Raw genomic sequence first — 13,655 nt, 5'->3', positions numbered from 1 at the left:
CGCGCCGGTGGACGGGTCGAAAGGAGAAACAGTGGAACTCACCGAGACACTTCGAGAGACGGTCGCGATGCTGGTCATGGCCGAGCCGGAGGAGATCGGCCTCGACACGTCCTTCGCGGAGTTGGGGGTCGACTCGCTGGGTCGCCTCGAACTGATCGCCCACGTCGAACAACACCTGGGCAAGATCCTGCCGGAGAACCAGACGCCGCAACTGGACACCATCAACGAGGTCGTCGAGTTCGCCGAATCCCTCGCGGCCGCATGACCGCCAGGACACCCGTGGTCACCGGTCTCGGTGTCGTCAGCGCCGCCGGCATCGGTGCCACGCACTTCTGGCAGGGCCTGCAGCAGGGCACACCCCGCTTCCGCGAGGTGTCGCTGTTCCCGACCGACGACCTGGCGAACCACGTCGCGGGCGAGATCGGGCCGTGGACACCCGGCTTCGACACCGTCGACGCCGCCCGGCTCGACGGCGACCGGACGGTCACGTTCGCGCTCGCGGCGTTGGACCAGGCGATCGCCGACGCCGGACTCGGCGACATCCGGCCGGACCGGGTGCTGGTCGGGACGACGGTCGGCGACGTCGCCGACCACGAGGGGGCCCGACGTGAGGCCGTACGCAGCGGTGCCGGTCGGCCGGGCGCGCTGGACGTGGACACGTCACTGCGCACCCGGATCTCGCGGCACCTCGGTGGGTCGGTTCCGGTGGAGCTGTTCGTCACCGCGTGCGCCGCGGGCAACATGGCGCTGATCCGTGCCGCACAGCTCATCGCCGACGGCTCCGCCGACGTCGTGGTCTGCGGTGGAGCCGAGGCGCTGTCGCGGATGGCCTTCACCGGCTTCTCGCGGATGCGCGGCATGGCGCAGGAACGCTGTCGCCCGTTCAGCGACGCGCGGGACGGACTGCTGCTCGGTGAGGGCGCCGCCTTCGTCATCGTGGAGTCGGCCGCGCACGCCGCCGCCCGTGGCACACGGCTGCGGGCGACGATCGCCGGCTACGGTCTCACCTGCGACGCGAAGCACCCGGCGGCACCGGACCTGTCCGGCGTCGGGGTGGCACGGGCGATGCGGTCGGCGATCGCCGGCGCGGACCCCGCCGACGTCGCGTACGTCTGCGCCCACGGCACCGGCACACCGCAGAACGATGCCGCCGAAGCAGCCGCCTACCGCACGGTCTTCACCGGGTCGCCCCCGCCGATCAGCTCCATCAAGGCACTCATCGGCCACTCCCTCGGCGCGGCCAGCGCGATCGAGGCGGTCGCCTGCACGCTGGTGCTCGACCACCAGCAGACGATCCCGCAGTGGGGTCTGGACGACGCCGGCACCTCGCTCGGCGTCCGGCCGGCGACCGGCCGCCACGACGAGGCGACCCGGATCGACCTGGTGCTCAACAACGCGTTCGCCTTCGGCGGCAACAACACCTGTGTCGGCCTACGGCGGCCCGCGTACGAGGAGGCCAGCGCATGACGACCGAGATCCACTGTGCGACCGCGTCGGTCGCCGCCACCTTCGAACTTTCTCCGGTCGCGCACCTCACCGGCGTCCCGGCTGGATCGAGCGACCTGCCGGCCCTCGTCCGTCGGTACCGGTCGGCGCGGTCCGCCGTCGTGGTCCACGCCCTCCAGGCGTGGCTCCAGGACGCCGAAGCCGACCTGCCCGCCCCCGAGCGTCGCGGCATCGCCCTCGGCACCGAGACCGGCGCGGGACCGGACATCGACGAGTTTCTCGACGAGTCGATCCGTCGGGGCGACCACCTCGTCAATCCGGCGCTGTTCCCGATGACCGTGCACAACGCCGCCGCCGGCAACGCGGCCATCGCCGCGCAGTGCCGGGGCCCGAGCGTGGTGGTGAGCGCTGGTGCCGACTCCGTCTGGTCGGCGCTGGACACGGCCCGCGCGTTGCTCGTCGACGGCAGCGCCGACCTCGTGTTCGTCGGCGGCTTCGAGTCGCAGCGGCTGCCCGACGGCACCACCGGCACCCTCGCCGCCTTCACGGCCCTGAGCACCGAGCCGGCGGCACTCGGCAGACGCCACCTGGGGCCGCTGGCCGCGCAGTCGCACCGGGCCGGCGTCGCGTCGCGGCCGGGTCCCCGCGAGGCCGGGGACGGCGCCGGAATGGCGGCACTCGTCGGGTTCGCGAACGCGTTCACGCCGGAGCCGGTCGCCGCCGGTGCGGTCGCGGCGGGGGCGGTCACGCGATGACGGCCCCACCAGCGGTCGACCCGGACGCGACGACCGTGGACCGCACGACGCGGTCGACCACGTTCGTCGTCGGCGCCAGCGGCGACCTCGGACGGGCGGTGGCCACCACCCTCGTCGACGCCGGCCACCGTGTCGGGCTCACCTGTCACGCGAACGATGAGGCGCTGCGCGACCTGCTGACCCACGCGGACAAGGCCGGACTGGACAGCGTCGGGCGCCGGTGCGACACCCGGAGCCCGGAGTCGGTCCGCGCGACCTATCGAGACTTCGTCGAGGCGCTCGGGCCGCCGGGCGCACTCGTCTACTGCACCGGGATCCGACGCGACCGGCCGCTGTTGCAGATGGCCGACGAGGACTGGGCCGACGTCCTCGACACCAACCTGCGGGGAGCGATGCAGTTCGTCCGGTTGGCCGGGGCGGACATGGTCCGCGCCGGGTTCGGCCGGATCATTCTGATCTCCTCCGTCTCCGGGCGGGCCGGCGTGGCGGGACAGGCGAACTACGGCGCGAGCAAGGGCGCCATGGAGGCGATGATCCGTGCGTTGACCCGCGAGTTCGGGCAGTTCGGCGTCACCATCAACGGCGTCGCGCCGGGGCTGGTGGAGTCCGCTATGACCGCTGACCTCCCCTCCGCCGTCAAGCGCGCCTATCTGAGCCGGATCCCGTTGCGGCGCTTCGCAGAGCCGGAGGACGTCGCCCCGCTCGTGGGCTTCCTCGTCTCGGACGGCGCTCGATACATCACCGGACAGACCTTCGTGGTCGACGGTGGGCTCACCGCATAGGAGGCGCGGATGACCAGGCCAGTGGTGATCACCGGACTCGGCGTCGTCAGCGCCGCCGGCATCGGCATCGACCAGACCTGGCGCACGATCGAAGCCGACCCGCCGTGCGCCCAGATGGTCGAGCTGCCCTCCGCGCGTCCGGAGGACGGCACGTTCAAGGTCTTCATGGCCCCGGACTACCGCCTCGCGGACGTCACCGCGACGTACGTCGACGGTGCCCAACTCGAACGCGAAGGCATCGACCAGCAACGCGACATCAAGCATCTCGTCGCCGCGGCCGGGCTCGCCATGGACGACGCCGGACTACGCGCCTTCCCCGATCTCGACCTGCGGGAGGTCGGGCTCGTGGTGGCCGACGAACACCCGGGCGTCGAACGTCTGGCCCGCACGCTGTACGGGGCGGTGGCCGAGCACGACACCGGCACGGCGCAGGCCGGCTACGCCGACCTGTCCGAGCAGATCTTCGCGCTGAACACGTTCCTCGCGCCCTACCTCGTCGCCCGTGCGCTGCACATCGGCGGCGAGTGTGGCTTCGTCAACTCCGCGTGCGCGTCGGGCCTCACCGCGATCGACAACGCGGCCACCCAGATCCGGCTCGGCCGCACCCCGCTGGCCGTCGCGGTCGCCTCCGACGACCCACTCAGCTCGGGCAAGTTCCGGTGGTTCGCCGACATGGGCCTGTACGCGCGGGACGGCGTCCCCCGGCCGTTCGACCCGGCAGCCGCCGGCACCGTCTTCGGCGACGGTGGCGCCGCCGTCGTGCTGGAGGACGAGGAGCACGCCCGTCGCCGTGGTGCCCGGATCTACGGTCGCCTGCGCGGTGCCGGGTTCACGCAGGACGGGTGGCGGGTCAGCGCACCCCACCCCGCGAGCGCCAACCAGGAGCGGTCCATCCGGCGGGCCCTGCGCGAGGCGGCCCTCGACCCGGAGCACGTCGACGTGGTAGTGCCGCACGGCACCGGGATCCGGATGATCGACACCTACGAGGCCAGGACGATCCGGCGACTCTGGCCGGACCAGACCCGGCAACCGGTGTGCCTGCCGCTCAAGCCGTACGTCGGGCACAACCTCGGCGGATCCTCGCTGCTGGAGACGGCACTGCTGCTCAAGGCGATGGCGGAACGGCGGCTGCCCGGGACACCCGGCGCGACGCCCGGCCACGGCCTCGACCTGCCCACCGACTGGACGTCCACGCACATCCGGTACGCCGTCAAGTCCGCCGTCGGTTTCGGCGGGTTCTACGGCGCGATCGTCCTGGAGGCGATCTGACATGACCGACCGGACCCGGACCGACACCGGCCACGTCGACGCCCACGTCGACGAGGCGTACCTCGACGCGTGCGCGGACGCGTGGCAGGTGACCGGCGACCTCGCGCAGTCGATCCTGGACACGCTCGATCCCGAGGCGGTGGATGCCGGCGACGAGCATCGCGGACACTGCGTCGCCTGGCTCCGCCGGGCCGCCGAACGCCGGACACTCCCCCGGCCCGTACCGTCGGTCGACCCGACGGCGGGCAGCCACGCGCCGACGGTGGACCTGTTGCGCCACGCCGCCGGCGCGTACCCCGGCTTCCTGGACGGCACCTCCTCCGGCCGCAAGATCCTGCTCGCCGGACCGGGCATGCGGCTGTGGCACGGCTACTTCCAGTCCGACAACCTGCTGTACCGGCCGCTCAACGCCGCCGCCGCAGCGGCGGTCGAGACCACCCTGCGCACCGGTGGCGGCACCCGGATCCTCGAAGTGGGCGCGGGCACCGGCGGGGCGACCGCACACCTGTTGGCGCACTGGCCCGACGACCTACGCGGCACCTACGACTACACGGTCACCGACATGAGCGCCAGCCTGCTGGTCGGCGCCCGCCGCAGACACAGCGGGAACACCCCTGCCCCGGTACGCCTGGAGTTCCGGCGGTTCGACTTCGACCTCGCCGACGACCAGGGCCTGGCCCCGGACGGCTACGACGTCGTGCTCGCCGTCAACGCGCTGCACATCGCCGCCGACATCCCGTCCACCCTGCGCCACCTGCGGTCACTGGTCCGGCCCGGTGGCGCGCTGGTGCTCAGCGAGTCGCTCTGCGCCCCCGGCGACCTCGTGCACCAGGAGTTCATCTTCAACCTGCTGCCGTTGTCCGCCGAGGCCTGTCGGCGAGGCAGCCGTTTCCATTCGGCCGCCGCCTGGCAGACGTCCTTCGACGCCGCCGGGGTCGACGCGGAGATCCAGGTCAACAGCGCCGGCCCGGAGCTGGTGATGGTGGCCGTCGCCACCGCACCGGACGCGCCGTGAGTGGACGGCGGGCACCGGAAGCCCTCGGTCGCGTACCGGCCGTCGCGGCAGGCCCGACGCGTCCGGTGCGGGTCCTGGTCACCGGGGCGACGGGTTTCCTCGGCAGGTGGGTCACCGAGGCGTTCGCCGCCCTCGGTGACCACGTCACCACCTTTCCGGGGCGGGAACTCGGCGTGGCGGCGGCCGGTCCGGGCCGCGCGCTGCGCCGGGCGGTGGCCGAGGTCGACGCCGTCTGCCACCTCGCCGCCGCCACACCGTTGCAGCCCGGTCCACGGACCGCCCGCACCTACGCGCGGTGCAACGTCGACGCGACCCGGCTGCTCCTCGACGCCGTCGCCGGGACCAGCAGGTGCCGGGTGGTGTTCGCGTCGACCGCGATGGTCGCTGGCCTGGGTCCGACCGGGCGGCACTCCGACCGGGTCGCCTACGCCGAGTCGAAGCGGGCCGCCGAGGAACTCGTCGAACGGTACGGCTTCGGTGTCTCGTTGCGCCTCAACGCCCTCGGCGGGCCGCGCACGCCGACCGACCGGGGCATCGTCGCGGCGGCGCTTCGTGCCGCAGCCGAGGACCGGCCGTTCGACGTCTACGGCGACGGCTCGTCGGGCCGCGACTACCTGCACGTCCTCGACGCGGCGCGGGCGGTCGTCTGCGCCGCCCGCCGACCGGTCGCGGGCTACCAGGCCGTCGAGATCGGCAGTGGCCGGCTGTCCACGATCGACGCCGTCCTCACGACCGTGGAACGCGTCACCCGGCGACGGGTGCAACGCCGGCATCTGCCGGAACGCGCCGACGTCGACGACCGTCCCGCCTGCGACCTGCGTCGGGCCCGTGCGGTGCTCGACTGGTCGCCGCGCCGGTCCGCACTCGCCACCCTCGTCGGCGACCAGTGGGCCGAGCAGCAGGAGCCGGGCACGTTCTCGGCGTGCCTCCGGTGGACCCTGGACCCGTCGGGCCGGCCGCTGACCACCGTCACGCCGCGAGCAGGAGGCCGACCATGACGACCACACCCGAGTTCGACCTGATCGTCGTCGGTGCCGGCGTCGCCGGACTCTCGGCGGCCTTCTACTGGATCACCGACGTCGACCGGGACGCGCGGGTGCTGATCGTCGAAGCCGGTACGCAGCTCGGCGGACCCGCGATCCGGCACACCTTCGACGTCGACGGACGCCGGCTCGTGTCGCCGGGCGGTGCCCAGGAACTCACCTTCCCCTCCGCCTTCGCCCCGGCCGTCCGGTCCGCCCTGGCCACCGTGGGCGTCGACACCGACCGCTTCCACACCGACACGGTGGCGCGGCACTACACCGACCGGGGTGCCGGCGGCCACGGCCTCGCCTTCGCCGCCTCGGTCTGGGGGCGGAGCCACCTCGCCGCCCACGGCCCGTCCGACGCCGTGGACCTCACCGACGCGCCGCTCGCCGCACGGGCCAGACCGCAGGTCGCCGCGCTCGTCGACGAACCCACCGACTGGCTGGCCGGCCGGACCGATGACGAGAAGCTCGCCGAACTCCGGCGGCGTAGCTGCGACGAGGTGCTTCGCGACTTCGCCGAACTCGACGAGGACACCCACCGGTTTCTGCGGTACAGCACGTCGGCGCAGTCGGGCATGACCTTCGACCAGCATCCCGCCCTGGACGCCGCGCTCATCGGCTATCTGGGCCTGGACGGCCTCGGTGTCCGCCCCAGCGGCGCGCCGTGGGACGGGCTGACCCGGACCGGCGCGAGGTTCTTCCCGCACCTGGACCCGCCGATCTACCGTTTCCCGGACGGCAACGCCACGGTCGCCCGCGCGCTGGCCCACCATCTGGTGCCCGACCTGTTCGACGCCGACACCGTCGACGACCGGCTGACCGCCGAGATGTCCGTCGACGCGCTCGACCGGCCGGACAACCAGGTCCGGATCCGGTTGAACGCCACGGCGACCGCGCTGCGCCACGCCGGTCCCGACACGGTCGAGGTCGAGGTCGAGGGGGGCGGGGCAGCCACGATCACGTACCGGGCGCGGGCCGCGATCGTCGCCGCGCCCGCGCACACCACGGCGCTTCTCGTCCCGGAACTCGGGCCGGAGCAGCGGGCCACCGCCGCCGATCTCGGCCGGTACCCGATCGTGTCGGCCTCCGTCGCGTTGCGGAACTGGCGCGCGTGGCAGTCGCTCGGCGTCTCCCGGCTCTCCTGGCCCGGTCACCCCACCTGGCAGATCGCCGGGCTGGAGTTCCCGGTCGCCATCGGCGCCTGCGCGCCGTCGCCGTCACCCGACGAACCGACGACCGCGACCGCGCTCGGCGCGCTCACCGAGGCGGGCACCACCCCCGCCGCCGGTGCGGCCGCCGGCCGTCGTCGGCTGCGCGCCGCCACGGCCCGCCGGGAGATCACCGTCGAACTGCGGCACCTGCTGGCGGAGGCGCTCGCGCCCGGCGGCCTCGTGGCCGACCGCGACATCGCCGACATCCGCGTCGAGCTGTGGCCGCACGGCTACGCCCGGTACGCCACCTCGTGTGACCGTCCCGGCGACGGCAGTGCCACCACCGACGCCAGACGCCGCCTCGCCGACGGTGTCGGACGGATCGCCGTCGCCGGTGTCGACGTCATCGACCATCCCTTCCTCGACGGCGCGATGGAGTCCGCACATCTCGCCGTCACCCGTCTCGCGAACGGGGTGACCGGCCGATGACGAACCCCGTCCCGCGCCACCGACCACGGCACCACCGACCACGGAGGAACGACTCGACATGAGGTTGCTGTTCAGCAGTCTGCCGGCCCACGACCACCTGCTGGAACTGATCCCCGTCGCGGAGGCCGCGAAACGCTGCGGCCACGACGTCGCCATCGCCGTGTCGGGACGCTTCGCCGCCACCGTCGAGGCGCTCGGCATCGAGCACATCACCGCCGGTCCCGACTGGGTCGGCGACTTCCTCGACAGCCTCGACGGTGACGTCCTTCCCGAGGAGATGGAGGACTTCACGCAGAACTTCATGGCCGAGTTGTTCTGCGGAGAGGCGTGTGTCGCCATGGGCGAGGACGTCTCCCGGGCCATCGCGGACTGGAATCCCGACATCGTGCTGCGCGACACCGGTGAACTCGGCGGCTACCTCGCCGCCGAACGGGCCGGGCTGCCGCACGTCACCGTCGGGGTCCTCGACTTCAACGGCATGATGCTCGGCACGGGCGTGGTCGCCGCGCTCGACCGCCGCCGCCAGCAGTTCGGGCTGCCGCCGGACCCGGACGGCCTGCGGCAGTACGCGTACGGCCACCTGAACATGCTGTCCCCGACCTTCGCGCCGGAGGAACTCGAACTGCCCAACGTGTTCACCGTGCGGGTGGACGGCGTCCGGCGCGGCGAGGTGCTGCCGGAGTGGATCGGCGACCTGGTCGACGACAAGCGACCGCTCGTCTACGCCAGCTTCGGTACGGCGGCCTCGACGATCCCCTCCTACGGGCCCCCGCTGGCCAAGGTGATCGCCGGCATGGGCGCGGTGGACGCGAACGTCATCGTCTCCACCGGCAAGGGACTGGACTGGCACGGAAAGGAGATCATCGAAGGGGTCCCGGTCCCGGAGAACGTCCGGGTCGTCGAGTGGGTGCCCCAGGCGCTGCTCATGCGCTCGATCGACATGCTGCTCACCCACGCCGGCCCGGCCACCGCCCGCCAGGCGATCGTCAACGGCGTACCCGTCGTCGCGGTGCCGCTGCTCTTCGACGCCTTCGAGATCGCCAACCGCTTCACGCAGCACGGCATCGGCGTGCAGTTGGACTGGACGAGTTTCACGCCGGAGGACGTCGCGGCGGCGACGACCACCGTCCTCGGCGATCCGGCGTACCGGCGGGCGGCGCGCCGGTTGCAGGCCCGGACGCTGACGGTGCCGCCGATCGACGACGCGGCGGTCGGGTTCATCGAGCGGATCCACGCCGAGAATCCGCGCCGATGACCGGCACCGGCGACCGGGTGCGGTCGCGCATCGCGGCCCGGATGGCACTCACCGACGAGCGGCTCGACCGTCGACTCGCGCTGTTCACGCCGGTCGACGCCGCCGTGGGCGATCTCGTCCGGGCGATCAGCCGCGAGTTCGCGGCCGGCTTCAACGACACACTGCGGGCGTACGATCCGGTGGCGGTGAGCGCGCGGGTCGACGGCATGGCGGACGACTACCTCGCCCCGTTCTACGTCGAGGGCGCCGCGATGGCGTTCGCCGCGGCGGGAGCGCTGTATCCGGGCCGGGCCCGTACGGCGCACCGCCGGCTGCTCGCCACGCTGCCCGGCCACCGGTATCTGATCTTCGCCGGTTGGGGCTGGTGGTACGCCGTACGGCCCTTCGCCGCGCAGGCGATGAGGCGCAGCCCGCTCTGGCGTCAAGACGGCCTGTTCACCGGTCTCGGTATCGACGGCATGGCGTTCGCGACGTGTTTCCTCAAGGCCGCGCCAACGCGTTTCGACGTTCCCTGCCCATTCCCCGAGGCGGAGTACCAGGCGTTGTGGTCACAGGGTCATGGTCGGGCGCTCTGGTTCGTCGCCGGTGGTCGACCGGAGGTCATCGAGGACCAGGGCGCCCGGTTGGCCCCTGCGCTCCGTCCGGAGCTGTACGCCGGTCTCGGCCTGGCGACCGCCTTCGCCGGGATGCGCCGGATGCGCTGCCTCCCGGCGGCACCATCGGACCAGGAGACCGAGCGACGGGCCTTCCTCCAGGGCCTGGCGTTCGGCCTGACCGCGCGTCGGGAAGCCTCACCCCGCAGTTTCACGCGGTTCCTCGACCAACTCGACCGGTCCGACGCCGGCTGGGTCACCACCGTCACCGACCGGTGCCTCGCGCCACCCGGGCGGGACACCAGCCGCGACGGCGGCTACGTGGCATGGCAACGTCGGCTGCGCACCGAGATCCCGATCCCGGAACGATCGGCATGAGCAGGCCACGGCACGTCTGCGCCATCCGGGACCCGATCCCCGCCTACCGGCAGGGCATCGCGCGGGAACTCGACAACGCCGGCTACGAGACGGCCGAGCCGGGCGACTGCTACGCCTGGATCCGGCGGTTCCGCCGGGCGGCCCACCCGACCGAGTACCGCCTCGCCGTGCTGCTCTCCATCCGCAGTGACTCCGACGTCGACGTGCTCTCTGCGCTCCGGGCGCACGACGAGCAGGTCGCGCTGCTCGCCCTGCTCGTGGACCCCACCGCCGACGACTACCGACGCGCGCTCGACGCCGGGGCCTGGGGTGTCGTCGACTACGCGGCGTCTCCGGACGAGATCGTGGCCGCACTGGAGGCGACGTGGGCCGGCGCCGTCCGGCTGCCCAGGGCGGTCGCCGTCGACCTGCTCAGCCGACCCGCTCCGGCCGAGACGGACCTGTCGGTGGACGAGTCCGACGTGCTGCGTCTGGCGGCGCTGGCCAGCGGATGGAGCGTCGAACGGCTCGCCAGCCACGAGAACTTCTCGACCCGGGCGATGTTCCGGCACCTGCAGGAGCTGTACCGCACACTCGGCGTGTCGAACCGGCACGAGGCCGTGGTGGTCGCCGCCCGGCACGGCCTGCTCGACGGCTCCATGGAGGCCATGCGCCACCGTGCCGAGGACGAGGGTCGTCGTGGGTCCGGCGCCCGAAACGGCACCGCGACCAGGGCGGTGCTGGCCGACGCCCACCGTGCGGATCGGCAGCCGTCCGTCACCGTGCCGGCGGCTCCGAGCCGCCAGTGACGCGGGTCAGGCCGCGGTACGCGCGGCCGGTCGCGGTAGTGGGGTCGGCCCCGACCGCGACTCGCCCGCCACCGCGCCGACCAGGCACACCAGCGCGCTGCGCGCCTGCATGTTGACCTGGTGACTGTGCACCAGCATGGCGATCACCTCGCTGGCCGGGCACCACCGGAAGCCCGCCGGTGCGTCGCGGTGGTCGACCAACGCGACGAGGTGTCGGCAGCGACTGTGCAGGAAGCGTCCGCCCTCGTCGGACAGGACCGCGTCGAACAGCACCGCCTCGGCCGGGCTGTCGAGCAGAAGGGCCAGCAGCTCCGCCTCCGCGCCGGACCGTGGCTTCTCGCCACCCGCGATCTGCACGGTCGGACCCAACTCGACGTCGTCGACGAGGCCGGGCTCGGGACATGCCTGCATGAGCAGGTGGAGCTCACCGCCACGGTCGGCGACGGCAAGGCCCACCACGCCCAGCCCGACCGGCCGGATCATCGGTTGGCACCACTGGTCGACCTCGCGTCCCGCCGCGTCGACGCTGACCGCGACGACCTCGAAGCCCGTGCCGTCCTCCCGGCGGAGCGCGTCGGCGCCGCGTCGCCAGCCCTGTAGGTCCGGCAGCGCGACGCGGACGGAGACCGACGACTGCCGGGCGCGCTCGGCCGAGAGCCAGCGGGCCAGCGGCCGGACGTCGCACCGGGCGGCACCGGCCAGGGTTCGGGGCAGGACCGGCAGCCGCGCCCCGGACACGGCGAACTCGCCGGGCAGCGTCCACGGCGCACAGCCCAGGACGGCCCGGGTGTCGGCGTGCACGAGGTCGTCGTCATGCAGCAGCGCCAGCAGGTCGGCGAGGTCGATCCAGCGAAAACCCTCCTGCGGCGCGAACCGTGGGGTCCGGACGATCATCACGCGGTTGCGCTTGCGCCAGAACACGCCACCGTGCTCGGACTGCCGCGAGTCGACGACGACGTCCGCCGTCGCCGGATCGAAAAGGTCCAGATACGGGACCGGTCGGCCACCGTGCACCCGTTCCCGGTTGCTCCGGGTCGCCTGCACGGTCGGCGACAGTTGGATGCCGTTGATGTTGCCGGGTTCGGCCTTCGCCTGGACGAGCGCCGCGTAGCCCCGGTCGGAGGGGGTCACCGCGATCGCCAACAGGCCGATCTCCGGCTGGTCGACCATCGGCTGCATCCACGAGTGGCGGCCGTCCTCGGTCCGCACCCGGTGCCCCCGCACGGCGAAGAACCGACCGCTGCCGTGGGTGAGAGCGGGCTCCTCGGCACCGGTGTTCCAGCCCGGAACGGCATCGAGTGGGAGTCGCGACGGCCGCGCGTACCGGACACCGCCCATCGCCTCACGCCAGTGTCGTATCTCGTCGAGCAGCGACGGGTCGGCACGCGACTCGACGAGATGCGACGGGGTGGCCACCCGGCGGTCAGTCAATCCGCACCTCCGGCACGTAACGGATCCACCGGCCGCCCCGCTCGACGAACTCCTGCTCCTTGGCGACGATCTCGTCGGCGTGGTTCCAGGCGAAGAGCAGGAAGGTGTCCGGGTAGTCGGCGAGGTCCTGCGGGAACGCCTCGACCGGGATGCCGGAACCGGGAGTCGTCCGGCCCTGTTTCTCCGGTGTGGTGTCGTAGACGACCGGTAGCAGTCCCGGCCCGATGTCGCAGTAGTTCAGCACGGTGGCGCTCTTCGCGGTGGCGGCGTATCCGGCGACGCTGCGGCCGGCCTGCTGCTCGTCCATGAGGACGTCCCGAAGTTGCTCGCGGCGGTCGGCGACGCCGGCCGCGAACGCCTGCAACCGGGACAGGTCGTGTGTGCCGGTGCGGTCCTCGGTAGCGATCAGCGCGCCGACGGCGGGCGTGGGGGTACGGCCGTCCCGGGCGAGCGTGTAGCGCACCTCGCCACCGTGGACGCCGAGGTGCTCGACGTCCACCAGCGTGAACCCGTGCAGCGCGGCGATACGCGCGACCGAGGTGGCGGAGAAGAGATAGAAGTGCTCGTCGTAGATCTGGTCGAACGAGCCGAGACGCAGCACGTCACCGAGGTAGGGATCCTCGAAGACCACCACACCGTCGTCGGCCAACACCGTCTCCAGGCCCGTGAAGACTCCGCGCAGGTCGGGGATGTGGCACATGGTGTTCGCCGCGTAGACCACGTCGGCGGGGCCGAACTCGTCGCGTACCCGGGCGGCGGTGGTGGCGTCGAACCACTCCGCACGCGCGTTGACCCTGCGGGCCACTGCCTCGTCCACCATGTTCGCCGCCGGGTCGATGCCGAGGTGTCGGATGCCGCGTGCGGCGACCGTGGCGAGCATGGTGCCGTCGTTGCTGCCGATCTCGACCACGAAGGGATCCGGTGACTCCAGCCCGGCGACCAGGCGCTCGGCGGTCGCGGCGAAGTGCGACGCCATCCGCCTCGACGACGAGGTGCGGAACGGGTACTCCTCGTGGAACATCCGCTCGACCGGAACCGGATCGGCGAGTTGGACGACGTGACAACCGTGGCAGACCACGGCCCTGAGATGAAGCCAGAATTCGTCGGAGGGATCGTCGGGAATGCGGAATGCGTCGGACAGCGGTTGCCGGCCCAGATCCAGGAACTGCGTCACCGCGTCGCCACAGGCTCTGCAAGGCATGTAGCGGATGCTAGGCGCTGACCGGCGGCTCAGCCTGGCGTCCGTCGTGGATCACGCGGACCGCGTCGTGACCG

General features: G+C 72.6%; 13 protein-coding genes. 11 read left to right on the top strand and 2 right to left on the bottom strand.

The window, feature by feature from the left end:
* Positions 1 to 31: 31 nt before the first annotated feature.
* The 11 genes from ABZ738_RS09875 to ABZ738_RS09825 are packed head-to-tail and all read left to right on the top strand — an operon-like array spanning position 32 to position 10,949.
* Positions 32 to 265: an acyl carrier protein gene (locus tag ABZ738_RS09875; RefSeq protein WP_131054568.1), complete on the top strand. Its 234-nt coding sequence runs from the start codon at positions 32 to 34 to the stop codon at positions 263 to 265.
* Positions 262 to 1,467: a beta-ketoacyl-[acyl-carrier-protein] synthase family protein gene (locus ABZ738_RS09870; RefSeq protein WP_131054569.1), complete on the top strand. Its 1,206-nt coding sequence runs from the start codon at positions 262 to 264 to the stop codon at positions 1,465 to 1,467. Before ABZ738_RS09875 ends, ABZ738_RS09870 begins: the two co-directional genes overlap by 4 nt.
* Entirely contained in the window at positions 1,464 to 2,201 is a 738-nt protein-coding gene (locus tag ABZ738_RS09865; RefSeq protein WP_176094223.1) for a beta-ketoacyl synthase N-terminal-like domain-containing protein, read from the top strand. Before ABZ738_RS09870 ends, ABZ738_RS09865 begins: the two co-directional genes overlap by 4 nt.
* Positions 2,198 to 2,983, top strand: coding sequence for an SDR family oxidoreductase (locus ABZ738_RS09860; RefSeq protein ID WP_131055917.1), 786 nt, complete (start codon positions 2,198 to 2,200; stop codon positions 2,981 to 2,983). Before ABZ738_RS09865 ends, ABZ738_RS09860 begins: the two co-directional genes overlap by 4 nt.
* Positions 2,984 to 2,992: 9 nt before the next feature.
* Entirely contained in the window at positions 2,993 to 4,252 is a 1,260-nt protein-coding gene (locus tag ABZ738_RS09855) for a beta-ketoacyl synthase N-terminal-like domain-containing protein (RefSeq protein ID WP_357212211.1), read from the top strand.
* A gap of 1 nt (position 4,253) precedes the next feature.
* Positions 4,254 to 5,267, top strand: coding sequence for a class I SAM-dependent methyltransferase (locus tag ABZ738_RS09850; protein WP_131055913.1), 1,014 nt, complete (start codon positions 4,254 to 4,256; stop codon positions 5,265 to 5,267).
* Positions 5,264 to 6,265 (top strand): NAD(P)-dependent oxidoreductase, encoded by a 1,002-nt coding sequence (locus tag ABZ738_RS09845; RefSeq protein WP_357212208.1) that lies wholly within the window; start codon positions 5,264 to 5,266, stop codon positions 6,263 to 6,265. Before ABZ738_RS09850 ends, ABZ738_RS09845 begins: the two co-directional genes overlap by 4 nt.
* The gene (locus tag ABZ738_RS09840; RefSeq protein ID WP_357212206.1) at positions 6,262 to 7,935 is read left to right on the top strand and encodes an NAD(P)-binding protein; all 1,674 of its coding nucleotides are present in this window, start codon (positions 6,262 to 6,264) and stop codon (positions 7,933 to 7,935) included. Before ABZ738_RS09845 ends, ABZ738_RS09840 begins: the two co-directional genes overlap by 4 nt.
* Before the next feature lie 58 nt (positions 7,936 to 7,993).
* Positions 7,994 to 9,190: a glycosyltransferase gene (locus tag ABZ738_RS09835; RefSeq protein WP_357212204.1), complete on the top strand. Its 1,197-nt coding sequence runs from the start codon at positions 7,994 to 7,996 to the stop codon at positions 9,188 to 9,190.
* A complete protein-coding gene (locus tag ABZ738_RS09830; RefSeq protein ID WP_357212202.1) occupies positions 9,187 to 10,161 on the top strand; it encodes a DUF1702 family protein in 975 nt (324 codons plus the stop codon). Before ABZ738_RS09835 ends, ABZ738_RS09830 begins: the two co-directional genes overlap by 4 nt.
* Positions 10,158 to 10,949, top strand: a complete 792-nt coding sequence (locus tag ABZ738_RS09825) for a response regulator transcription factor (RefSeq protein ID WP_131051989.1) — start codon at positions 10,158 to 10,160, stop codon at positions 10,947 to 10,949. Before ABZ738_RS09830 ends, ABZ738_RS09825 begins: the two co-directional genes overlap by 4 nt.
* A gap of 6 nt (positions 10,950 to 10,955) precedes the next feature.
* Here ABZ738_RS09825 and ABZ738_RS09820 read toward each other — a convergent pair whose 3' ends face one another.
* The gene (locus tag ABZ738_RS09820) at positions 10,956 to 12,380 is read right to left on the bottom strand and encodes an NDP-hexose 2,3-dehydratase family protein (RefSeq protein ID WP_357212199.1); all 1,425 of its coding nucleotides are present in this window, start codon (positions 12,378 to 12,380) and stop codon (positions 10,956 to 10,958) included.
* Positions 12,373 to 13,581: a class I SAM-dependent methyltransferase gene (locus ABZ738_RS09815; RefSeq protein ID WP_131051991.1), complete on the bottom strand. Its 1,209-nt coding sequence runs from the start codon at positions 13,579 to 13,581 to the stop codon at positions 12,373 to 12,375. The genes ABZ738_RS09820 and ABZ738_RS09815 overlap by 8 nt, the downstream gene beginning before the upstream one ends.
* Positions 13,582 to 13,655: the final 74 nt, after the last annotated feature.

Origin of the sequence: Micromonospora sp. NPDC047793 (assembly GCF_040642635.1) — a bacterium.
Classification (GTDB): Bacteria; Actinomycetota; Actinomycetes; order Mycobacteriales; family Micromonosporaceae; genus Micromonospora.
This window is presented reverse-complemented; position numbering and strand designations above follow the sequence as displayed.